Genomic DNA, 23,424 nt, shown 5'->3' on the forward strand with positions numbered 1-23,424 from the left:
ATATGGATACCAGTATGGAATTTACCCTCGGCTTATCCCAAGGCGTTGCTTGGCCTTGGCCGATTGCAGTGTATTTATTTTTCGCGGGGATTTCGGGCGGGGCGTTAACCATTGCGCTGGCGCTGCGTTTTTACCTAGGCCAGGTTGAAAACACCGCCTTCTTAAAAGCCGCGACCTTGCTGTCCTTTGTCACCATTAGCTTAGGGATGTTATGTCTGGTACTCGACTTGACTAACCCCTTATTCTTTTGGCGAATTTTGGTGTTCTATAACTTAAATTCTGTGATGTCGATTGGTGTTATTGCGCTGTCGGTGTATATCCCGTTAGTGGCAGTGGTAGCGCTTTTAGCCCTCGAAAAAGAGCTGATGGTCATCCCACAATTGAAGTTTTTAGCGCCAATTATTGCCAAGTTAAAAGGCTTTAGACGCCCAATGGAAGCGCTCGTTTTAATACTGGCGTTATCAGTATGTGCTTACACAGGCTTCTTGATTTCTGCGCTGATCCGCTTCCCACTGATCAACACCTCGGTACTCCCAGCACTGTTTATTGCCTCGGGTTTATCCGCGGGTGGCGCCTCGGCCAAAATGCTGGCGGTGTGGTTATTTAAAGAACCCCTGCACAGCGGCGAAATGAAGATCCTACACGGCGCCGAGTGGCCGATTATGTTCGCCGAAGCCATGTTTATTTTCATGATCGCGACAGCACTATTAACGGGTAATGCCGGTGGTCAATTTGCTTTTGCCGCTTTCCATGAAGGTGTGTGGGCGAGCGTATTCTGGATTGGTGTTGTGGGTATCGGCTTTGGTGCGCCACTGCTACTGAACTTTGCGACGGGTAAACATTTTAGCCATTCGGCCAAAGCGTTTTATATGTCGGGAATGTCTGCGGTGGTGGGCATGATGTGTCTACGACTCTTCATCCTGTTAGCGGGTCAAAACTACGCGATTTAACTATGTACTAAGGCCTCGGCCTTTGATGAACCATTTTTTATCAACCCTCGTCGCAAGAGGTCTGTCCCTGCAAGGTGCCTTGGCGAGGCGTTGATATTTTTCAAAGGATTAACAGCATGAAAAAGTTCTTTGGGTTGTTACTACTCGCTCCTTTGTTATTAGGCTGCAATAAGAGTGAAGCGACCGATCACCAACATAAAGCCGAGATGATCCACGAGCACGATCGTTGCCATCTGTGCGGTATGGTGATCACTAAATATCCTGGACCAAAGGGGCAAGTACATCTTAAGGCCGAGAAGATGGTACCTAAGTTTTGCTCTAGCCGCGATATGTTTAACTTTGCCTTACAGCCTGAAAATAAAAGACAAATTGCTTACATGATGGTGCATGACGCCGCGATAACCGATTGGGAACAGCCTGATGATGGCGCCTTTATCGATGCCGCCAGCGCATTTTATGTTTACGGCACCAGTAAAAAGGCCGTGATGGGGCCAGCAGTCGCACCTTTTAGCACTAAAGCCGCCGCCGAAGCCTTTGCAAAGGAATACGGTGGACGCGTATTAACCTTTAACGATATCACCCTCGAATTGCTCGCTGGCGATAAGTAGGCGATTGCTCATGCTGCGTTTATTGCTTATCTGTTGGCTCTGCACCTTATCCTTTATCGGGGTAGCGCAGGAGCTAAGGGTTAAAGATACCGTCTCTTTAACCCAAGCATTAGCGCAGGCGCAGGATGGTGACACGCTCGTACTTGATACCGCCGTGTTTGAAGGCAATTTTAATGTTACCCGTTCCATTCATATCAAGGGCGAAGCGGGCGCGGCCCTCGATGCCCTGCGCCAAGGTAGCGCCCTCACCATTACTGCACCCAAGGTGATTGTTGAAGGGCTTAATATCCGCCATTGGGGACGGGATCTTTATTACCATGATGCGGGGATCCTGCTATTACCGGGGGCAGACGAGGTGCTTATCAAGGGCAATCGTCTTGTCGGGGATGGCTTTGGGATTTATGGCGAGCAACTTGCTGCGCCGCGCATCATTGAAAACAATATCAGCGGCAATGGCGCCATTTATGTGTTGGATCGGGGTGACGGTGTCTTTCTCAAGCATGTGAGTGCGCCCCAAGTGCAAGATAACCATTTTATTTTTGTCCGCGATGGCGTGTATCTCGAGTCGGTGACGGACAGCCAAATTCACCATAATCAATTCGCTAAGTTGCAATACGCCATCCATTACATGTACACCCGAGGCGATGAAGCCGCGCACAATCAAGCTATCAACGTCGATGGCGGTTATGCCCTGATGAGCTCAAAGCAAATCTACCTGCACCATAATCACGTTAGCCAAGCGCGGGACTTTGGTATTCTGCTCAATATCACCAACGAGTCCCATATTCAGGCCAATACCGCCACAGACGTTAAGCATCCCCAAGGTTCGGTGGAGCTGGGTAACGAAGGCAAAGGCATTTTTATTTACGCTGCTCAAAATAACCGTATTCAAGATAACGAGTTTAGTCATAGCGATACTGGGATCAGTATGGCCATGGGCGGAGAGGAAAACCGTCTTTGGCATAATCGAATCATTGCGAATCAAAACCAAGTGAAATATGTCGGCGACACACAGTTAGAGTGGAGTTATCAAGGACAAGGCAATTATTGGTCAGAATACCAAGGCTGGGATCTGGATCTAGATGGGATAGGTGATTTGGCCCATAGGCCCAATGACAGCTTAGACAAACTATTTTGGCTTTATCCTGAGGCAAAACTGTTAATGGAAAGTCCAGTTGTTTTACTGCTGCGTTGGGTTGAACGCCAATTTCAGCCCCGAATGACGACGGGAATTAGCGATAGTTTTCCCTTAATGCAATCGGTCTCGCCCGCACTTATTGATGGAGGTACGCAATGAATCAGACTTTCACATTCTCGACGAATAAGCCTGTGGCCAGTGCTGATATTGCCGTTAAAGCGATAAATGTCAGTAAATTTTATAACAACTTTAAGGCATTGGAAGACGTGAATTTTGAGGTTCTAAAGGGCCAAGTTGTTGCTCTCCTTGGTCATAATGGAGCAGGTAAGTCTACGTTACTTAAGCTTATTTTAGGATTGCTAACTCCTACACGTGGCCAGATCCAAGTTCAAGGGCACAATGTGGGATCTATGAATGTCAGGTTGAGTTTATCTTTAGGTTATTTACCTGAAAATGTGAGCTTTTATGACAACATGACCGCTCTCGAATTACTCGGCTATTTCGCTAAACTTAAAGGCGTCGCTCTTGCAAAAGTACATGAATTACTTGCCGAATTTGGTTTAGAAGCCGCTAAAGATAAACGTCTGAGTACATTTTCCAAGGGAATGCGGCAGCGCCTTGGGCTCGCTCAGGCAATATTGGCTGATCCTCAGATATTGTTACTTGATGAGCCGACTGTCGGTCTAGATCCCTTAGCATCGGCTTTTCTGTATCAAAAAATAGCCCAACTTAAGGCGAAAGGCTGCGCAATTATCATCAGTACCCATGAGTTAGGATTAGTTCAAGACCAAATGGATCGGGCTTTGATTTTAGGCCGAGGACGAATGTTAGCTTCGGGAACTTTAACCGCCCTTAGATCAGCAACTCGGTTGCCAAACCAGTTTTTTTTGCATTCCTTGTCTCACACTCAAAGGCTAGAGGTGCTCGCAGATCCTATTTTAGCCAGCTGTGTTGAGATGAGTTCGCCGCAGGGATTAAAACTGACTGTACCGCAGGGGCAAAAGTCAGGCGTTTTACATCATCTATTGCAAAAAGTGCCGGCAGGGGATTTTTCTGTTGAGCCTCCGAGTTTGCAGTCTGTGTTTCATCACTATATGGAAACCGTTTGTCATTCTCTGCCCCAGGTTGTATCTGCAGATACCACTCAAGTAACAGATATGGCTCAAGGCGTTAAGTGGGAGGCCGCCGTATGAGTCAATCAGAGGTTTTGCAGTGTGGTCATTTAAGTGCTCTAAATATAGTGAGTACCATAGCTGCCAAGGAGTTTAAGGACAATTTGCGCAATCGATGGCTATGGATGATGGCGGGTGTATTGTTGCTGCTCTCCCTTAGTGTGAGTTTTATGGGGAGCGTAATATCGGGCAGCTTAGTAGTATTTGAGCCTGCGCAGATCCTTTCTGGTCTTGTGACTTTATCGGTATTTATGCTGCCATTAGGCGCGATTTTGTTGAGCTATGACAGCTTTGTCGGTGAGAAAGAATCTGGCACCTTATTGTTATTACTGACCTATCCATTGGAGCGTTGGCATCTTGTCTGCGGCAAGTTTTTGGGCCATGCGTGCGTAATGACTATCGCCTGTATCTTAGGTTTTGGTGTGACAGGATTATTACTGCTACTCGTTGGCGATGCTCAGGCTCAACTCGCGATAATTATCGGATTTACCCATTTGATAATAAGCAGTATTTTGTTGTCATTAGTGTTTGTTCTATTGGGCTATTGGGTTAGCCTGTGTGTGCGAGAAAAAGCCAAGGCACTGGGAACGTTACTTATTTTATGGTTTGTGCTTGTGCTGGTTTATGACCTTATTTTGCTCAGTGTTTTGGTTGGAATGAGTGAAATGCTTAATCGCAATCTATTTAATCTACTCATTTTACTGAATCCTACTGACTTGTTCCGTGCCTTAAATTTGCTTGCCGCACCTTCGGATACACTAGCAGCTAAAAGTAGCCTTTCCTTAATCGCGCAAACGGGATTGGGATTACCCATGATGTATGGTTTGTTAGGCGGCTGGATTATTGTTCTATTATTGGGGTGCTCTTGGGTCTTCAAACGTCAAGAAATTTAGTTTAGCAAATCCTGTATTAGCCTAATTTTGTGCTTATTAAACAATAACTAAACTGAGCATGCAGTCACAGTATTTTATGTTGTTAAAAAGTAAAATAAACCATCTTAGATAGGTGGCTGCAAGTCACAGTGCTTTTGGGAAAACATGGTCCCAATCTGCCTGCCCGCCGTTAGCGCAATCATACCTTATCTGCTTTTGCTGAGTTTTCGGGCGTTTAACATGCATAAAATCACTTCATATTTATTTTTAGATGAACAGGCTAAAAAACTAGTCGATCAAGTGCATGGCACATCCATAGACCTGACTTTTTCTGAAGCGGCTATATTGGTACGCTTGTTATCTTCCCCCAACGCCATATTGACGAAAGAAGCCTTGTTGCAGGTGGGTTGGCCAGATCGCGTCGTGGCACCGACTTCACTAACACAGTGCATCAGCACCCTAAGAAAAAAACTCGAGCCTTATACTGAAGTACAGCTCAAAACCGTGGCGCGCCGCGGTTATCAATTGCATATCGCTGAGCAATCCCATGTAAAGATGTTGGCTATAAACGATGCAGATGCAATCCGTGATGCTTTAGTTGGGGTATCGGCTTGGACCAAATTTGCAGGTATTGCTTTCTTGGGCCTGATCTTGGCGATCTTCTGGTATATGAGTGATCACCATGCGGTGGTTAAACAAGTGGCTAAGTGGCATGCAGATAAATACATCAGCCTCAATATCGGTGGGACTCTGGGAACGGCGCAAACTTTCTATATTGGCGATGAGGAGCATTTACATCCCTCTTGGTGGCAAAAACATTTGGCGCCAGAGGGAAATCATATCAGCAGTATTAAGCATTTCAGTGCTTTTGCAGCCACGGATGGTAAAAACTATTCCATGGCAATTTGTCCAGAGCTAGACGCAGAGGCTTGTAATGGTCGCGGTATGATTAATATCACCGCAATAGATGCGAAACCTGCAGGCTTAAATATGACGGAATTTATTCCGCTGAGTCAAAAGATGGAGCAGCGGATTCGTTATAACCGCATTGTTCTCCCAGCGGATGACAAGGGTAAGGGGGAGTTAGTTGAGCATAATTACCATGCGGATATCTATTTTCCTGTCGCGGGTGAACTCTTAGTTCGGAACGATCTCAGCATGTCTCTGGTGTATGAAGGGGAGAATCGGGGAAATTTCTATTCAACCTCTTGTATAACAGATCAAGATTGCTTAACGACACCGATTAAGTACACGATCCGCGGTGAGTTTGAACAGTACCAAACTGAGATTAATGATCTTAAAGTCGATGTTTTCTACGTTAAAGTGTTACAAAAAGAGCTGACAAAACCGGATGAAGTGAGCAATTCTGCCATGCAGTTTTATCGTGAAATTCGTAAGCATGATATCCGCGATGAAGAATTATTCTATTATCGTGTTTATCAAAATGAGCATACGGCGGTATGGATTATTCCTCAAATGGGACAAGTGCTTGCATGGACTCAGTACAATCAGCTCAAGTTATAGTAACCTTAAACCACACTTGATTAAGCCGACATAAAGTCGGCTTTTTTGTGTCTGCAATGAGGGAGTTTTTGATGGCATTAAGTGATTGGTTGAGACGCTGCGGCTCAAAATGTGTGCATTAACTTTTTATCATAAAAAGTGGCTTTGTTTTACTTCTTCATTCAGTGCCAGTTACACTGCAAAACTTAATCATCACAAGATAAATACAATAATAAAAGAAAGAGGAGTCATTCATGTCGGACCGTCTTATTCCCGTGCTGTTACTGTCAACTTCAGTACTGGCTGGGCTCACTGCTTGCAGTGATAACACCACAGAAAACACCGTAAAAACCAGTGAAAACGCGCCAAAAAGTCAAGACGTTGCGGCTCAAATGCCGATTGGCATTAATGTCGCGGCTATGACGCCAACGGTAAAACCAGGGGATGATTTTTATACCTACGCCAATGGCGAATGGATGAAAACGACGATGATCCCAGCCGATCGCTCTAGCACTGGCGCTTTCCTCGTTGCCTTTGAAGCAACCGAAAAGCATAAAACCAGTTTGATTGCCGAACTGGTGAAAGCGCAACATGCGGCGGGGAGCGACGAATCGCGTATCGCCGATTTCTACAAGGCTTACACAGATACCGCCGCTATTGATGCCGCAGGAATGAAGCCTGCCGAGGCGGATATTGCCCGTTATGAGGCCATTGCGAGCAAGCAGGATTTATCTGCGGCGTTAGGCGGAAATCTGCGCGCCGATGTCGACCCTCTCAACGCGACCGATTTTTATACCGAAAACCTATTTGGGATCTTCGTCACCCAAGGTTTAGCCACGCCGGGCGAAGTCTTACCTTACTTTTTACAGGGCGGTTTAGGCTTACCTGAGCGTGAATATTACCTGTCTGCCGATCCTAAAATGGTCGACATTCGCACCGCTTACCGCGCTTACATTGAAACCTTGCTCAAAGATGCGGGTGTGAGCGATGTCGCTGTCCGTGCAGAGCGTATTTTTACCCTTGAAAACAAGATTGCCGCAGCCCACGCCAGCCGTGAAGATAGCGAAGATTTCGCTAAGTCTTCGGGCGTGTGGAGCCGTGCTGACTTTGATGCTAAAGCACCGGGTATCGACTGGACTGCTTTCCTCGCGGCGGCGCAACTGGTCAATCAGCCCAAATTTGCAGCCTACCATGCGACGGCAATTACAGGACTTTCTGCGCTTGTGGCCTCTGAGCCTTTAGAAGCATGGAAAGATTGGCTCGTGTTTCACCATATCAACAGCCATGCTGATGTGTTGCCATCGGCTATCGACAACGCTTCGTTTGCTTTTAATGGCACTAAGCTTTCTGGCACGCCAGAGCAGCGCAGCCGTGATAAACGTGCCTTAGCGGCACTCGACCAATATTTAGGTGATGCCGTAGGCCATGCCTATGCCGAGCAATATTTCCCTGCTTCGGCCAAAGCAGAAGTCAGCGCTATGGTGGATAACATAGTGGCCGCCTTCGGTCAGCGAGTGGAAAAACTCGATTGGATGGACCCTTCCACTAAGAAAGAAGCCCTAGCAAAAGTGGCGACTATGGCGGTGGGCGTGGGTTATCCCGACAAATGGCGCAATTACGACAGCTATGCTGTAACGGCGACTAATGCCTACGCGAATGCCATCAATGGTGAAAAAGTAGAGTACAGCCATCAACTCGCCAAGATTGGCAAACCAATGGATAAAGGCGAGTGGTGGATGACGCCGCAAGTGGTGAATGCGGTGAACCTGCCCGTGCAAAATGCGCTTAACTTCCCTGCGGGTATTTTACAGCCACCATTCTTCGATGCTAAGGCCGATGCCGCCTATAACTATGGTGCGATTGGCGCTGTGATTGGCCATGAAATCAGCCATAGCTTTGATAACAATGGTGCGGCATTCGACTCGACAGGCGCTATGCGTAACTGGTGGACGCCAGCTGACTTTGCCCAGTTTGCTAAGCAAGGCGATGCCTTAGCTCAGCAGTTTGATACCTATGCACCATTCCCAGATTTACACCTGAATGGCAAGCTGACCTTAGGTGAAAACATTGCCGACGTGGCGGGTTTAGCCGCGGCACTCGATGCGTACCATGCCTCGCTTAACGGTAAAGAAGCCCCTGTGATTGAAGGCTTTACGGGCGATCAACGCTTCTTTATCGGCTTTGCGCAAACTTGGGCCACTAAGATGCGTGATGAAGCGCTGCGGGCTCGCGTCGCCACCGATGGCCATGCACCCGGCATGTACCGCGCGCTGACAGTGCGTAACTTAGACGCTTGGTACACAGCGTTCGATGTTAAACCCGGCGACAAGCTGTATTTAGCGCCAGAGGATCGCGTTAAGATCTGGTAAGTTTACTGGGTTGATTTGAAAGCAAGGGGAACGCTAGCGTTCCCCTTTTTATTAACGATTTTGCAGGCGGTTGTAATCCAGCCAACCGCTTTCTATCGGGTGATTGTCGAAAAATATCTGATTGAGTTTGTCACTAAAGGCCCAAAAGGTGGGATCGCTACGGCGTACACCCGCAATATCGAGCAGTGCCTCATAGTCTTTCTCGGTTTGCATTTGCTCTACCGCCGCCACGATTTTAGGCAAGTCCTGTTCTTTCACCAGCCAGAAGGCCTCTGGGTAACTGCCCAATAAACCATGCACTAAGGTGACATCATCCTTTGCGGGTTCGCGGTTGCTGGCCTCATTAAACAGGCTCGAAATATTCCGATGGGCACTATTGCGAACTAAGGTAAAGACCTCAGCTTTACCCGCTTTTTCGGGCTCGAACATGATCATGGTTAGTTCAGGCAACAGGGTCGCTTGGGTGCCTTTTAATCGACCTAATGCCTGCAACAGCGCCTTGCTGTTAGCTTGCAAGTGACTGTTTTCTATTTGATATCGAGTCGGCTGAACCTTAGCGACCTTCTGCCCAAGTTTTTGATACAGTTCGCCCTTGAGGTCATCGCTATAGTAAAGTACGCCCGTTGGCTGATTAAAGGTGTTGATATCCCCCGCGATAAACGCCGTGAGCTGAGTGCCAGCCCCTTGATACCAATCACCAAACTGTTTGCGCCTTTCCTCCTGCGGTAACAAAGTTAGGAAATTTGATTCCCCTTCCATACGTAAAAAATCCATGTATAAGCGAGTTAAAAGCTGGTGGCCGTAGTTACCATACACATCGAAACCTGCGACTAGCAAATAGTGAATACGCTCCAGTAAGGCATAATCGATAATCCAAGCGGTTTTGGGCGGCTCGCCAACTAAACCTTTGACTACAGTGGCATTATCAAAGTGGCGAAACACTGTCAGGCTAGCATTATCATTGTTGTCGTCGCCATCCCAGAGCCCGTCTATGGTGAGGTGTTGGCCGTTTTTAAACTTCTCATTCAAGAACTGATTACGCGCCCGCATGTACTTGCCTTGCTTGGCGGCATATTTCACCCAAGTTACGGCGAGTGTAGTGCTTTCTTCCTCCGCAGGCATACGTAGGTTTTCAATCTGGGAATGGTAGAAGGTCCTAAAATCCGTGTCGTCCATATAATCTGGGGTAACAAAGTACACCCAGAATCTGTCGTTAATCACATTGAGCGCCACCTGACCACGGCACACTGGGCCTTTAATAAAGCCCATAATGGTGTCTTGGGCGCGGGTCAGCATAAAGCGATAGCGCGCACCGGCAGGAATTTGAATAAAGGCTTCGAAGGGATTGGCCGCAATGCTCGGCTGGTAGCTCGGCAGCTGAGTCACTGAGTAATCTGCATCGATAAACCATTGCTGCCAGTCGTGCAGCAAGCCGGTATTCAAGGCGTAGGGGATATGAGTTTTATCGACTATGGTCGCCCGATAAGGTCGAAAACGGTAATAGACACGTTCCACCTTAGGATCGTCGAAGGGACGACGGGAGGCGATAATATCCAGTGCTTGCCCCGGCGGCGTCCTCGAACGCACTAACTCGAAAAACAGAGGCTGGGCGTTCGGCTGATTTAAAGATTCAAAATATAAGTGGAAGGCAAACAAATGCTCGTAGATGTAGCGTGCGCTTAATTGGCTTTTTAAGCTGTCGCCGTTTAAGAATTGCTCCCAATGAGTGATTTCCGTTATAAATTCAGGGGCTAGCGATGGCGCGAACGGCAATGGCGCACCTTGTTCGAGCCAATGCATCAACACTTGATGTTCATTCGCATTCAACGCTGGTAAGCCATAGGGCATACCGGCAAACGGTTGGCTTTGCTCGTATTTGTCCATTTCCTCTAGGCTAGCGCATTGCTGAACTCTGTCGAGACTGAAATCAAAACGCTTATCTAAAATCTTGTCTTCGGGCAGGGGATGCATTTGCTTAAGCGTGAGCATTCTGGCCAATACTGAGGCTTGGGTATTGGCTTCTGGGGTTTGATTGCGCTCGTTCAACATGGGATAAAACCCACGTTGACGCCAAGTTTCTGGGGTAAAGGCATCGACAAATAAGCGATTAGGTGTGGCGGCAACTAAGCGTGTGCCTTGGTAAACTTTTTCCTTACTCGCCCCGCGTTCTATGCCTTCGCTTGAGGTCATTTTGAGCTGGCAGGGAGCATCGTAGCAGGCATGGCACACCACACAGCGGCTATTAAGGATTGGCTCAACTTCTTTGTGCACAAATTCGGCCTGTTGAACAAATTGGTCGTTAAGCAGTGCATTCTCTACGCGTTTTTGCGGTGAGCTAGTGCCAAACAGAGCATTGAAATCGATTTGCGCCACACTGGCACAACCTGTTGCTAACAGCACTGTGGCCAATAACAGCCTCTTCCATACTCTTTTTATCGCGTCCATTCACCACTCCTTTATTTGCCACCCAGCAGAGTTAGCAATTTAGCCCACTGATCTGCATCACTTTAACAGAAGAGTATATTGGATTTGAAATTTGCAGCCTGATTTTATCCTAGGACGTGCCTAACTTATGCCGCCGAGTTTTGCTGTCGGCCACAGAACTTAGGTAAGATAGCGACCATAAAAGTGCCTGTGCTAGCAGTGTTAATCGCTCAAGTCATGGTTGTGGTAATACCCATTTGGCAATCACAATGTGGCAATAACAAAAGGATCAAGTATGACCGCTGATAACCGCTATTTTTACGAACCGAGCAAAGGCCATGGCCTTGCACACGATCCTTTAAATGCAATTGTGGGGCCTCGACCGATCGGCTGGATTTCATCACGCAATGCCGAGGGGCAACGCAATCTCGCCCCTTACAGCTTTTTCAATTGTTTCAACTACAAACCGCCCATCATCGGCTTTGCCAGCACGGGCTGGAAAGACAGTGTGGCCAATATTGTCGAAACCGGCGAATTTGTGTGGAACCTCACCACACGCGGCTTAGCCGAGCAGATGAATCAAACCTCCGCCATGCTGCCACGCGGTCAAGATGAGTTTAGCTTTGCCGGACTCACGGCTAAAGCAGGCACCATTGTTAAGGCCGATTTAGTGGCTGAAAGCCCAGTGAATTTTGAATGTAAGTTGTCCCAATGTATTCAACTCACCGCCGCCAATGGCGACAAGATTGATACTTGGTTGGTGTTAGGTGAAGTGGTGGCCGTGCATATTGCTAAGCATTTACTCAATGCCGAGGGGATTTATCAAACCGCCCTCGCCGAACCCGTATTACGTGCCGGCGGCCCATCGGCCTATTATGGGATCACCGAAGCGTTACGTTTCGATCTACATAGACCACAAGTGTAAGGGGTTGCTCATTCGCCGCAGGGCTGTGGGTGTTCAAACTTCGTTTGAGTTTTGGGCATTAGTTTAACTTTTAACTTTTAACTTTTTAAATCAAAATCTAAATCTAAGTCGTGGGGCTTCACATCTGATTTTTAACAAAGTGTCTTGCATAGGTAAGTTAACATTGTGATTCCGTCTGACGGGTATTAAAGTCAAGTGCACAACGCGCTTATAAAATAGTAGAGCACATTTGAATATTCAACGAGTTAAAGCATTTGTATTGACGACTCAACTAGGCTCAGTTTCAGCCGCCGCTCGCGCTCTGGGAAAACGTCAGCCGCAAGTGAGTCAGTGGATTGCCGATCTAGAAGTCGACATCGGTGTGGATTTATTTGAGCGTAGTGCAAATCAAGTGGCACTCACTGCGGGAGGTGAGCATTTACTACCTAAGGCTATTTTAGCCTTGGCCCAATGGGAACAATTTACTCAATCGGCGACCCATTATGCTGAGCTTGGTAAAGGTCGGTTAGTGTTGGGGGTTGAAAATTATATTCCTTTAGAAGTCTTACGTTCGACGATTCAGCGCTATTTAATGCAGTTTCCAACGCTGGATTTTGTCTTAAAAGTGGATACTTTCGATGCTTTACACAGCGCTTTTTTATCCAATGATATCGACCTTTTACTGTTACATGAAACGGTTGAATTACATCAATCTCAATCGGGTTACTGCCGCCTTGGCGAATATCAAGAGGTAATGTTGATATCTGGACAGCATGCATTAGCTTCACAGCAGGTAATCGACCCCGCACAATTAGCGCCCTATCGTGAATATATTTGGGCAGGAGGGCAGACTGAAAGTGATGATCTCGAAGTCGGATTTAGTGGCCATTATTGCCAAATCCCCGATCTTGCTTTGTTAAAGTCCTTACTTGCCGAAGGGGATGGATATAGTTTTTTGCCGTTATCTTTAGCGCAGACAGAAATCGACAGTGGAAGATTAAAAGTTGTCCAATTGAGTAGTGAATTTGCGCCTATGAAGCGGCGGCTCGAAATGCGCTGGCATCATGGGTTTGAGGCCAGCACCTTAGGGTCTTCTTTGCTGACGTTAATAAAAGAGCAACTCAGCAAATAATTAGATTGATACGGGATTGCTATTGATCATTGAGATCGAACACTAGCTCCCCCTCTAACCACGTCATTAAAATTTGAGTGTCAGCAATTTGTTTTGCTGTAGCTTGGGTAATGTCTCGCTCTAATACAACAAAATCGGCAGATTTCCCTAGCACGATAGAACCAGTAATGTCACTTATGCCCAAGGCGTTAGCGGGATTTATTGTATAGGCTGCAATAGCACTGTGAATATCGGTGATGCCTGCATTTTGCAGATAGACTGCGTTAGCAATACCAACGAGTGGATTGATATCATTCACATTCCAGTCACTACTTAAAGTTACATTCGCGCCAGTCTTGAAAATAGGGTTAATAGGTAATAAAGCATGAGCTCGTTGCTTACCGATAAAAGGGATCGCCCACTCATGATCTTGCGCAGCAATGTAATCGCTACCCAATTGGAAATCGGCATCGACTTTTAGTGAGGCAAAGCGTTTGATATCTTGGGGAGATACCATTTCTAAATGCGTCATGGCATAAGGGCGAGTAGCTCCCTGAGATCGTAAAGTTTCAATAGCATCTAAGGTGTTGCGTACCCCTGCATCACCTATGGCATGAATATGTGCCCCGTATCCAATTTTGTTGAGTTCAGTAAGCCACCACGCCATTTTACTGGCAGGAACATACTCGAGTCCCCTAGGAAGTTCGGGGGTGTAGCTCCAATCATAGGGGGCTAATGTACTGGCAGTACCGTTTATGATGATGCCATCACTGTAGATTTTGACCTGATTGATGAGCAGCAGACGTTGTTTATCATCAGAATGAATTTTTTTAAAGAAATCAAGCTGTGCTTGGGGTTCATCGGCAGGATAAATCCAAGGGCGTAGACTGACTCTGGCGGTTAATTCATCATGACTTTCGACGGCTAGCCATGTTTCTAACCAGTCACGTTTCCAATAGAGTCGTCCATCACCGATAGTCGTTATCCCGTGCTCGGCAGCAGCTGCCAGACCATTTAATAAACCTTGATAATTGGCTTGTTGTAGATTGGGTTGTGATTTCCATGCTTGTTCCATCACAAGATCGCCAGCATTATCGAATAAAATACCGAGAAGTTTACCGCTCTCTTCATCTTTGAGGATCTTGCCGCCTTGCGGATCGGCTGTATGAGCGCTTATCTTAGCTTTGGCTAATGCAAGGGAGTTGACCCACATAGAATGGGATGTTTGCTCCATAATAACGACAGGATTATCGGGGAAGATTTTGTCTAATATTGCCAAAGGAGTGGGGCCATTCTCTTGCATTACTACACTGAGTTGATGGCCATAGCCGAGTAACCACTCTCCCGTTTCCAACTGATTTTTACAGGAGGTTAATGTGCGGATATAGCCGTTGAGATTAGTTTCATCATCCAGTAAACAGTCGCTACCTATTTCACTCGCGGCTTCAAACACATGATTATGGTTATCAATGAAACCAGGTAATAAGTAATGACCTTTTAAATCGATGACTTTGGTTTGATTGCTCACGTGATCCATGGCGTTAATGCTATTCCCAATGTAGACAATTTTGCCATCCTTAATGGCTAAACTAGTCGCTTGATCATGGCCATAGACGTGGGTATTGGTGAGTAAAGTATCTGCAAGTTCGTCGTTTGCACAGGCAGATAGGGTGAATAATCCCGTTAAGGCTAAGCATTTAACGAGTTTGTGTGGCGTCTTAGTCTGTTTCATTTGTACTTGAATCCCATGTTGCGTCAGCTATTGACTCATTATGGGATAATTCCACAATAGTGAAAGTTAGTGACTATCAAGAAAATGAGATACCCATGGGAAAAGACTGATAAGCCATATTTTTGTTGGTACATTGTGACTGGTTACTATGGTTTTTTGTGAAAAAGAAAGAGCGGACAGGCATACATTTTATGCTAAAGGTTACGCCAATTTCCCTGCGAAAGTAAAAAGATAGGACAGGAAAAAACTCTTTTGGGATAAACAGTCGACACCGAGATTACAGTAGTTCACCTTCCCCTGCGAAGTTGCTGAAGGGCGTTGAAGAAAATAGCGTGACGCAGACAGGACGTCTGCGTCGCTTTCGGGGGGAAGGGACGCCCCATCGGAAGCGTTAACTATTTTCGAATAAGCACGAAGCCAGTCACTAATGCATGTAACTTCGCTAGGGGCGTCTTGGAGAATCCAAGGGCGAAGGCCTACGGCCGCTTTGAGCGCGAGATAGGGATATCGAGCTGGCTATTTTTAACATGGACGTTTTTGATAGGACGAGCAGTCCTCCTTGGTCGGGTGTGGGTTGAAGACCCACGACTTTAATCTTTTGCTTAAGCAGCAAATAATCTTTGGATAAGCAAATTTACTGAGTGGATGTATCCACAAAAAGTGAAATACGGCGTGACGTATAAAACAAAACCCCAGTAAAAACTGGGGTTTATTATTTAAGCCTATGCTGGCAAAGGTTAGCCAGCCAAGCATACAAATTATCGCGTTATTTGATAAACGCGAACGCATCACCATAGAGATGCGCTTCCTCTACACCAATCTCGCGGAAGATTTCCCGTGCGGCACCTACCATATCGAAACGGCCGGCGATATAGATGTCGTAGCCATTTAGGCTGACAAAATCTTGTTTGATTTGCGCTAACAGATTGGCGGTTTTGCCTTGCCAATTTGCGGGAGCTTCTTCGATGACGGGGACGAAGTGTAACCAAGGGTGAGCGTCGTGCCACTCGCGGGCGATGGTTTCAAAATACATGGCATCTTGGGTGCGACAACCCCAATACAGGGTGGTTTTAACCTGTTGGCCAATGGCGATTTGGTGCTCGACGATACTTTTAATGTAAGAGAAACCAGTGCCGCCGGCGATTAAGAGGCGAGGGCGTTGGCTTTCGTGGCGCAGGTGGGCTTCGCCGCCTGGTGCTTCGATATCGATAGTGCTGCCATCAATGGCGCAGGCTTTCAGGCGCTCGACCACTTGCATTGGGTAGCTTTCACTTACAGCGGCGCCAATGTGTAATTCGATCAGCTCGGCGTTTGGCGCTGATGCGATAGAGAAGGGGCGTTTATCTTTTTCACCCATGACAACACATAAGTATTGCCCCGCTTGGAAATCGAAGGCGGTTTCAGGCCTTAACAATACTTGATATACGGCATCGTTAAATGGGTTAACTTTCTCTATCTTACAACGTATGGTTTTCATCAAACTTCCTTTGCACCTTTCTTCAACAGTATGTGTCTAGGTGTCGCTTTAGAGGCCTGTTATTGGCCTATTCTCTTGGCTTAAGCCGATACTTGAGTAATGGCTTAAGCTGAATTATAGGGTTGGGCTGTCGTCTATGCCTAACTCATCCCAGATTGAGTCGATCTTTTGTTTTACTTTTGGATCCATCACGATTGGCGTGCCCCATTCGCGGTTGGTTTCACCTTCCCACTTATTGGTAGCATCGAGTCCCATTTTTGAGCCTAAGCCCGCAACGGGTGAAGCAAAATCGAGGTAGTCGATAGGGGTGTTTTCGATCATCACAGTATCGCGTTTAGGGTCCATACGGGTGGTGATCGCCCAGATCACATCCTGCCAGTCACGGCAGTTCACATCTTCATCCACTATGACAATAAACTTAGTGTACATAAATTGGCGCAGGAAAGACCAAGCGCCCATCATCACTCGTTTGGCATGTCCCGGATATTGTTTGCGAATGGAGATCACTGCCATGCGGTACGAACAGCCCTCAGGTGGCAGATAAAAATCAACGATCTCAGGATATTGCTTACGCAAAATCGGCACAAACACTTCGTTTAATGCAACCCCCAGCATGGCGGGCTCATCCGGTGGACGGCCAGTGTAAGTGCTGTGGTAGATGGCATCTTTACGCTGAGTGATGTGGGTAACGGTAAATACTGGAAACTTATCGGTTTCGTTGTAGTAACCCGTGTGATCGCCGTAGGGGCCTTCTTCCGCCAGTTCCTCAGGATCGATATAGCCTTCGAGGATGATTTCACTGGTGGCGGGCACTTCTAAGTCGCAGCTTAATGCCTTACAGACTTCGGTACGTTCACCGCGCAGTAAACCGGCAAAAGCGTATTCGCTCATGGAATCGGGGACTGGGGTGACGGCACCTAGAATGGTCACAGGGTCGGCGCCGAGTGCGACCACAACCGGATAACGCTCACCGGGGAATTGTTGTTTAAAATCAGCAAAATCTAACGCGCCGCCACGGTGGGACAACCAGCGCATAATCAGCTTGTTTTTACCCAGTAATTGTTGGCGATAAATGCCTAAATTCTGACGACTCTTGCGCGGGCCTTTGGTGATGGTTAAGCCCCAGGTCACTAGTGGTGCGACATCGCCCGGCCAGCAATGCTGAATAGGCAATTGGGTTAAGTCGACCTCATCGCCGGTTTTGATGATTTGTTGGCAAGGCGGATTACGCACTGTCTTTGGCGGCATATTCAAGGCTTGCTTGAACATAGGGATCTTAGCGATCGCGTCTTTAAAACCCCGAGGTGGCTCGGGTTCTTTTAAAAAGGCTAACAGTTCGCCCACTTCGCGCAGGGCTAATGGGTCGTCTTTGCCGAGTGCCATGGCCACACGTTTTGGCGTACCGAACAGGTTTACCAACACGGGCATGTGATGATTTTTGGGATTTTCAAATAATAGCGCAGGGCCTTGAGCGCGTAATACGCGATCGGCGATCTCTGTCATTTCTAAATGAGGATCAACTGGGTAGCTAATGCGTTTGAGTTCGCCATTGGCTTCTAAGTGATCAATAAAGCTGCGTAAATCCTTAAAACTCATGTGGAAATAGCCTCTGCGGTGAAAATCCGTGTGGCGCGCACTATAGCATTTTTCTGTTTTAGGGTTAACCAATTCAGTGATCTTCAAGCTTAGGAAGCGTAAAATGGCTACCAGTAAGTCGCGATAGATCTCGCTTACGCCCTTTATTTCGAGGTTTATATGAATATTCCTGTATGGTTTGCTCAAGAAAAGTGTGTTCAAAGTCAATCACATGGCGCGCATAAGCGGTCGCTAAAGTGCTTGGTTTTATCGCTTGCCGTGGGGATCTCACTTTTGGGGGCGCTCAGTGTGCCGACTGTGGCGGTGGCCGGAAATAGAGGCTATTCGGATCAAGACGAACGTCATGGTCATCGTGATAGCCACAGTCGTGGCGACAGTCATTACAACAATCGTTATGACAATTATTACGACAACCGCCATGTGCGCAAAGATAATCGCCATTATCGTCCCTATTATCGACCTTATTACCCTTGGGGTTTAGGACTGGGTTTAGGGCTCGCTACGGGGTGGGGATCGGGTTGGAATGTCGGTTATGGTGTGAACACCCATTGGAACAATGATTGGGGTTGGAATACATCGCGTGACGCCTACGCTCGAAATTACTGGAACTCGCCCTATTCGGGCATAGGTTTGTCGATTCCTATGCGCTACGACGATGAACCTGTGGCCATTTCTGCACCTGTACGGGTAACAACCAGTATGCAGTATTCTGCGAGTGAAGGCCGTATGGTGTCGAGTATGCCTGTAAATATGGCCGGACAAACGACTGGGCAACTGGTGTCGCAAACTAGTAACGGCACAGGCAAAACAGCTGCGACTCCGCGTCCACGCGCACCGCACAGTGTGTCTCGCTTGCCGAGCAATGCTAGGGTTGTGCAGCAGGATGGTCGTACACTTTACGAGTGGCAAGGCACGCTTTACGCTTACGACTGGAACAGTCAAACCTATCAAGAACAGTTAGTCAGATAGATTTACATTACGTAAATGACTGAGAAATTGGAGCCCCTTAGTGGGCTCCAATTTATTTATCATCTTTTATTATTTAGTTATCAGCTAGTTGTCGTTTTATAGCATAGCGGAGAAAACGTTTGAAAACCGTTCAACATCAGGTTCAAAATCCATCTGCCCAAAATCAGCATAAGGGCGCCAGTACATTATGGGTGTTACTTGCTTTAGCACTCGGAACATTCGCTTTAGGCACTACAGAATTTGCTTCCATGACCTTAGTGCCTTATATCGCGAGCGATTTAGGGGTAGAGGTTGCACATGTGAGTTATGCCATTAGTGCCTATGCGCTGGGGGTTGTGGTCGGTTCGCCAATTATCATGGTGCTGGCCGTTAGGGTCAGACGGCGAACACTCTTGATTGCTTTAGCCGGGTTAATGGCGGTGGCCAATGGCTTAAGTGCGTTAGCGCCATCATTGAATTGGCTAATCTTTTTTCGTTTTCTCAGCGGCTTGCCCCACGGCGCTTATTTCGGCGTGGCTATGTTGCTCGCTGCCTCTTTAGTGCCACCAGAAATGAAGGCCCGCGCCGTATCGCGGGTAATTATTGGTCTTACGCTGGCGACGATTATCGGTGTGCCGTTTGCGACTTGGATGGGGCAAACTGTGGGCTGGCGCTCGGGTATTGGTATAGTGGCGATTCTGGCAACCATTACCGCGATAATGGTGTATTTTTTAGCACCTAATCAAGCCGTGCCTGCTGATGCGAGTCCCAAAAAAGAGCTACAAACCCTTAAAAATCGTGAGGTCTGGCTGACGCTCGGCATCGCGGCCATTGGCTTTGGCGGTATCTTCTGCGTGTATACCTATCTGGCCGAAACCTTAATCCAAGTGACACAAGTCGAGCCGTTTAAGATCCCAATCATGATGGCGGTATTTGGTATTGGCGCAACATTGGGCACGCTAGTGTGTGGCTGGGCGGCGGATAAGTCGGCCTTAGCAGCGGCATTTTGGTCGTTAGTGTTAAGCACTGTGGTGTTGGCTATTTACCCGAGTTTGACCGGACATTACTGGGCGCTGATGCCCGTGGTATTTTTTGTCGGTTGTGGGTTGGGGCTCGCCACTATTGTGCAAGCCAGATTGATGGATGTGGCGCCCGATGGACAGGCCATGACAGGCGCTTTAGTGCAATGCGCCTTTAATCTTGCCAATGCAATTGGCCCTTGGGTGGGCAGTTTAGTGATCCTGTCAGGACAAGGCATTGCCGCGACAGGTTATGCGGCGTCTTTGTTGTCATTGGGAGGACTGCTGATGTGGTGGCTGACCCACAGAGAAAGCCGTCGCGTCGTTACTCTAAACACAGCGAACTGCGCCGACTAGCGAGTGCTAAGGAAGAGACGTAGTGGTCATATTCTGCGTCTCGAATCCGCACATTTAGCCCCTTTGTATGGTGATATCGGCGATATAACCATGCTCTGTGGCAACTAAGGCTTGTTTGAGCATGCCTGCCGCTTCATCGGCGGACATAAAGCTTGAGGTATCTAAAGCCTTACCGCTACTGGGCCAAAAGCCTGTGTCCATGCCGCCGGGATACACGGCAATCAACTTCATTGGGCTTTGTTTAAGCTCTAATCGCACCGACTCGATAAATCCCCGCACCGCCCATTTTGCCGCGCAGTAAGTGGATTCTCCCGCCTTGGCGGCCAGTGCTGCGGTGGACATGACCACAACCACAGTGACTGCTTGATCTTTATAGCGTTTCACTAATTCCCGCACTAACAGAATCGTCGAAGTGACATTGTTATTGAGCAGGCTTTGGATATCGCTCGCCCCTTGGGTTTCAATTGCACCAAAGTAGCCGCTGCCCGCACAGTGGATCACGGTTTTAGGGGCTTGCGTCAGGCCATCGAACAGGGCTTCGAGACTCGATTCACTGGCGAGATCGGCGGTGATCGCGGCGATAGGCTTGTTGGAGAAGGGCGTTAATGCATTGGCGACGGTTTGTAGACGCTCGGCATTGCGGCCTGTGAGTGTTAGCGGTTCATTTTCTTTGGCGTAGAGCGATGCTAGCGCCGCGCCTAAACCACTGCTGGCGCCGGTAATTAATATCATAGTGACCTCGGTTAATGCTGCCTTTGCTTGAAAACCGCAGCTTAAACTCAAGTGCGCTTCAATTCATGATAAGGCGAGCGGTTAGATTAAGGTAAATAGTGGTTGATCGAATGCCACTTCATCGCCGTCTTTGGCCCAAATAGCGCTGATCACGCCATCGCGCTCGGCTTGGATGGGATTCATCATTCTCATCGCTTCGATAATGCAGACAACTTCACCTTGGCTCACCTTTTGGCCGACTTTAACCAGCGGCACATCATCGAGTTCTGCCGCCGCGTAAAAAGTGCCGACCATAGGCGAGACTTGCACAAAACCTTCCGCACTTGGCGAAACGGCGGTTTGCTTTGCCTGTGTATTTAAAGGTGCGACGCGTGCTGTGGCTGGCGTTTGCGATGACTGCACATTGGCTGGCATAGGGCTGTAGCGGGTGATGCGAATTGATTCTTCACCTTCGGTGATCGCCAGTTCTGCTATGTCAGATTCTTGCACTAACTCAATGAGTTTTTTAATTTTACGAAGATCCATTGCCATTTATCTGCCCTTGCAAAGCACGCTATTGAATGGGATTACTGTGGCTGGTTGAGTCGCTTAATGGCCGCTGCCAGTGCAAACTCATACCCCTGAGAACCGAAACCGCAAATCACGCCTATCGCCTTATCGGAAAAATAGGAATGGTGACGGAAGGCTTCACGGGCGTGCACATTGGATAAATGCACTTCAAAGAACGGAATTGCGACGCCAAGCAAGGCATCACGCAGCGCAACGCTAGTATGGGTAAAGGCGGCGGGGTTGATAATAATCATCTGCGCATCAGTCGCATGAATCGCGTTGATCAACTCAAACTCGGCGTTGGACTGAATATGCTCAAGCTCAACTTCCGCTAACTTTGCCTGCTGATTTAACTCCGCCACTATGTCGGCCAAGGTTTGATGACCATAAACGCTGGGCTCGCGGCGACCTAAGAGGTTGAGATTGGGGCCATTGACGAGCAAAATTTTGTGACTCATTGCGCTTTCCTTTACGACATGCCTTGGGATTAATGCTGGGATTAAAGTTGGAAAAATTTATTTCAGTTTTTTACATAGGCCACTAACTTAACCTGTTCAAATCGATTTTGCATTATCCGTTAGTCGATTGTGTGTGAGCTGAACATGTGCGAGCCGACTATACCATTGAAATCCAGCGCCATTGTTGGCCAGTTTCAACTGCGGCCTAACTTCTATCTAAGCTAGTAGCGCGACTAATTATTAAAGCTAATAGTCAGTATTTTGCTGACGCATGGCTTTAGTGGCGCCTTTTTGTTTCTTGGACTCTAATCGCCGCGTTTGGCTGCCTTTGGTGGCGCGGGTAGGGATGCGTTTTTTCTGCACTTCACCGACACTGGCGACTAAGGCGATAAATTGCTCCAACGCCGTTTGGCGGTTGGCATCTTGGCTGCGACTCGCTTGGCATTTGATGATGATTTTGCCGCTTTTAGTGATGCGGTGATCGGCCTTGTTGAGCAAGCGTTCTTTGTAATATTCGGGTAATGATGAGCTTTTAATATCGAAAATTAGCTGCGCAGCGGTGGACACTTTATTTAAGTGCTGACCGCCTGCGCCACTCGAACGGATAAATTGCCACTCGATTTCATTTTCCTGAAGTTCCACACGGTTTGAGATTTTTATCATGGCAAACTTAGGCATTTTTCAGCATGGATTGAGAAGCCATCAATAATCACTTATGGCTTTTCAATAGATTTGTTATCATCGGGCGCATTCTTTGCCACAGCATTGGCCAAGGCCATTGCTTGCAAAAGTGTTCTCGATTCGGAGTGCCTCTATGTTATGCCAAATCCCCGATATTGCTAAGGGTGTTATCAGTCTTTTTGCCAGTGGCCGACTATCCTCCACCGATTATCGGACCCGTTTACAGCCGGCGATTAAGAGTTATCGTAAGGATTGGGGCCAAGTTTGCCTGTATATTGAGGCGGACGTGTTACTCGAGGGCTGGGAATTTGAGTCACTCACCGGCAGTGGTGAAGTCCAATTACCTAATTTTGAAGCCTTAGTATTTGTGGGCGGTCCTGATTGGGTGGGAAATGCGGTGCGCTTACTCGGGCCTTTTATGCAGGGCGAAGTGGCATGGTTTCCCCTAGAACAGAAAACCAAAGCGATTGCTTGGATCACTAAGCGTTCGAATATCTAATGGTCTTATGTAGACCGTATTTACAAGGAATGAAGTATGTCTTTATTTAAATCGCGCGCTTTTTCTAAGCAAAATGTTTCAAAAATCAGTGCTATTGCGTTGGTGCTGGCGTTTACCGCTGGTCTGAGTGCCTGCGCGCCAGAAGTCGGTAGTGATGCTTGGTGTAAGCAGATGAAAGATAAGCCGTCTGGCGATTGGACTGCTAATGAAGCCGCCGATTACGCTAAGCACTGCGTATTTAAATAAGTGATGCGTGTTTAAATAAGCACTGAGTATTTTAGTCAGCGTTAGCCTTTAGAGATCACAGCTTGAAAGACTTTGCTTG

General features: G+C 47.5%; 21 protein-coding genes. 13 read left to right on the top strand and 8 right to left on the bottom strand.

Annotated features, from left to right (window positions below; translation table 11 throughout):
* The first annotated feature begins 2 nt into the window (after nt 1-2).
* The 7 genes from nrfD to NE536_RS03075 all read left to right on the top strand — a co-directional run bounded on the left by nrfD (nt 3) and on the right by NE536_RS03075 (nt 8,612).
* A complete protein-coding gene (gene nrfD, locus NE536_RS03045) occupies nt 3-950 on the top strand; it encodes an NrfD/PsrC family molybdoenzyme membrane anchor subunit (RefSeq protein ID WP_063883673.1) in 948 nt (315 codons plus the stop codon).
* A 116-nt stretch (nt 951-1,066) separates the two neighbouring features.
* Nucleotides 1,067-1,558 (top strand): nitrous oxide reductase accessory protein NosL, encoded by a 492-nt coding sequence (locus NE536_RS03050; RefSeq protein WP_063883672.1) that lies wholly within the window; start codon nt 1,067-1,069, stop codon nt 1,556-1,558.
* 10 nt (nt 1,559-1,568) lie between these two features.
* Nucleotides 1,569-2,855 (top strand): nitrous oxide reductase family maturation protein NosD, encoded by a 1,287-nt coding sequence (gene nosD / locus NE536_RS03055; protein ID WP_063883671.1) that lies wholly within the window; start codon nt 1,569-1,571, stop codon nt 2,853-2,855.
* Nucleotides 2,852-3,889 carry an ABC transporter ATP-binding protein gene (locus NE536_RS03060; protein ID WP_063883670.1) on the top strand — a complete coding sequence of 346 codons (1,038 nt, stop codon included), beginning with the start codon at nt 2,852-2,854 and terminating at the stop codon, nt 3,887-3,889. Before nosD ends, NE536_RS03060 begins: the two co-directional genes overlap by 4 nt.
* Nucleotides 3,886-4,761, top strand: coding sequence for an ABC transporter permease subunit (locus NE536_RS03065; protein WP_261271767.1), 876 nt, complete (start codon nt 3,886-3,888; stop codon nt 4,759-4,761). The genes NE536_RS03060 and NE536_RS03065 overlap by 4 nt, the downstream gene beginning before the upstream one ends.
* A gap of 219 nt (nt 4,762-4,980) precedes the next feature.
* Complete coding sequence (locus NE536_RS03070) at nt 4,981-6,264, top strand: winged helix-turn-helix domain-containing protein (protein ID WP_115333792.1); 1,284 nt, start codon at nt 4,981-4,983, stop codon at nt 6,262-6,264.
* A 233-nt stretch (nt 6,265-6,497) separates the two neighbouring features.
* Nucleotides 6,498-8,612: a M13 family metallopeptidase gene (locus NE536_RS03075; protein WP_261271768.1), complete on the top strand. Its 2,115-nt coding sequence runs from the start codon at nt 6,498-6,500 to the stop codon at nt 8,610-8,612.
* A gap of 51 nt (nt 8,613-8,663) precedes the next feature.
* Here NE536_RS03075 and NE536_RS03080 read toward each other — a convergent pair whose 3' ends face one another.
* On the bottom strand, nt 8,664-11,057 hold the full coding sequence (locus NE536_RS03080) for a fatty acid cis/trans isomerase (protein WP_261271769.1): 2,394 nt from the start codon (nt 11,055-11,057) through the stop codon (nt 8,664-8,666).
* A 274-nt stretch (nt 11,058-11,331) separates the two neighbouring features.
* On the opposite strand from NE536_RS03080, the gene NE536_RS03085 reads away from it, so the two are divergent.
* Nucleotides 11,332-11,961 carry a flavin reductase family protein gene (locus NE536_RS03085; RefSeq protein ID WP_261271770.1) on the top strand — a complete coding sequence of 210 codons (630 nt, stop codon included), beginning with the start codon at nt 11,332-11,334 and terminating at the stop codon, nt 11,959-11,961.
* Between the two features lie 229 nt (nt 11,962-12,190).
* On the top strand, nt 12,191-13,072 hold the full coding sequence (locus NE536_RS03090) for a LysR family transcriptional regulator (RefSeq protein ID WP_006084283.1): 882 nt from the start codon (nt 12,191-12,193) through the stop codon (nt 13,070-13,072).
* A gap of 19 nt (nt 13,073-13,091) precedes the next feature.
* Here the strand turns inward: NE536_RS03090 and NE536_RS03095 are convergent, their stop codons facing one another.
* The 3 genes from NE536_RS03095 to ubiD all read right to left on the bottom strand — a co-directional run bounded on the left by NE536_RS03095 (nt 13,092) and on the right by ubiD (nt 17,856).
* Nucleotides 13,092-14,783, bottom strand: a complete 1,692-nt coding sequence (locus NE536_RS03095; protein ID WP_261271771.1) for an amidohydrolase — start codon at nt 14,781-14,783, stop codon at nt 13,092-13,094.
* Nucleotides 14,784-15,549: 766 nt separating this feature from the next.
* Nucleotides 15,550-16,260: an NAD(P)H-flavin reductase gene (fre, locus tag NE536_RS03100; RefSeq protein WP_261271772.1), complete on the bottom strand. Its 711-nt coding sequence runs from the start codon at nt 16,258-16,260 to the stop codon at nt 15,550-15,552.
* A 114-nt stretch (nt 16,261-16,374) separates the two neighbouring features.
* The gene (gene ubiD, locus NE536_RS03105; RefSeq protein ID WP_173247757.1) at nt 16,375-17,856 is read right to left on the bottom strand and encodes a 4-hydroxy-3-polyprenylbenzoate decarboxylase; all 1,482 of its coding nucleotides are present in this window, start codon (nt 17,854-17,856) and stop codon (nt 16,375-16,377) included.
* Nucleotides 17,857-18,015: 159 nt separating this feature from the next.
* Here ubiD and NE536_RS03110 point away from each other — a divergent pair, with 159 nt between their 5' ends.
* Together NE536_RS03110 and NE536_RS03115 are read left to right on the top strand one after the other, a co-directional pair.
* Nucleotides 18,016-18,825 carry a hypothetical protein gene (locus tag NE536_RS03110; RefSeq protein WP_261271773.1) on the top strand — a complete coding sequence of 270 codons (810 nt, stop codon included), beginning with the start codon at nt 18,016-18,018 and terminating at the stop codon, nt 18,823-18,825.
* 119 nt (nt 18,826-18,944) lie between these two features.
* Nucleotides 18,945-20,180, top strand: a complete 1,236-nt coding sequence (locus NE536_RS03115) for an MFS transporter (RefSeq protein ID WP_261271774.1) — start codon at nt 18,945-18,947, stop codon at nt 20,178-20,180.
* A 54-nt stretch (nt 20,181-20,234) separates the two neighbouring features.
* On the opposite strand, the gene NE536_RS03120 is transcribed toward NE536_RS03115, so the two are convergent.
* The 4 genes from NE536_RS03120 to arfB all read right to left on the bottom strand — a co-directional run bounded on the left by NE536_RS03120 (nt 20,235) and on the right by arfB (nt 22,597).
* The gene (locus NE536_RS03120; protein WP_261271775.1) at nt 20,235-20,912 is read right to left on the bottom strand and encodes an SDR family NAD(P)-dependent oxidoreductase; all 678 of its coding nucleotides are present in this window, start codon (nt 20,910-20,912) and stop codon (nt 20,235-20,237) included.
* 81 nt (nt 20,913-20,993) lie between these two features.
* Complete coding sequence (gene accB / locus NE536_RS03125) at nt 20,994-21,443, bottom strand: acetyl-CoA carboxylase biotin carboxyl carrier protein (RefSeq protein WP_107949395.1); 450 nt, start codon at nt 21,441-21,443, stop codon at nt 20,994-20,996.
* Between the two features lie 35 nt (nt 21,444-21,478).
* Nucleotides 21,479-21,919 (bottom strand): type II 3-dehydroquinate dehydratase, encoded by a 441-nt coding sequence (aroQ, locus tag NE536_RS03130; RefSeq protein ID WP_006084274.1) that lies wholly within the window; start codon nt 21,917-21,919, stop codon nt 21,479-21,481.
* Nucleotides 21,920-22,165: 246 nt separating this feature from the next.
* Nucleotides 22,166-22,597 carry an alternative ribosome rescue aminoacyl-tRNA hydrolase ArfB gene (arfB, locus tag NE536_RS03135; RefSeq protein ID WP_261271776.1) on the bottom strand — a complete coding sequence of 144 codons (432 nt, stop codon included), beginning with the start codon at nt 22,595-22,597 and terminating at the stop codon, nt 22,166-22,168.
* A 136-nt stretch (nt 22,598-22,733) separates the two neighbouring features.
* Between arfB and NE536_RS03140 the strand changes: the two genes are divergently transcribed.
* Both NE536_RS03140 and NE536_RS03145 read left to right on the top strand, forming a co-directional pair.
* Nucleotides 22,734-23,099: a SpoIIAA family protein gene (locus tag NE536_RS03140; protein ID WP_011845671.1), complete on the top strand. Its 366-nt coding sequence runs from the start codon at nt 22,734-22,736 to the stop codon at nt 23,097-23,099.
* Between the two features lie 36 nt (nt 23,100-23,135).
* The gene (locus NE536_RS03145; protein WP_006079957.1) at nt 23,136-23,345 is read left to right on the top strand and encodes a DUF3012 domain-containing protein; all 210 of its coding nucleotides are present in this window, start codon (nt 23,136-23,138) and stop codon (nt 23,343-23,345) included.
* Nucleotides 23,346-23,424: the final 79 nt, after the last annotated feature.

Source organism: Shewanella septentrionalis (assembly GCF_025370265.1).
GTDB classification, from domain to species: Bacteria; Pseudomonadota; Gammaproteobacteria; order Enterobacterales; family Shewanellaceae; genus Shewanella; species Shewanella hafniensis.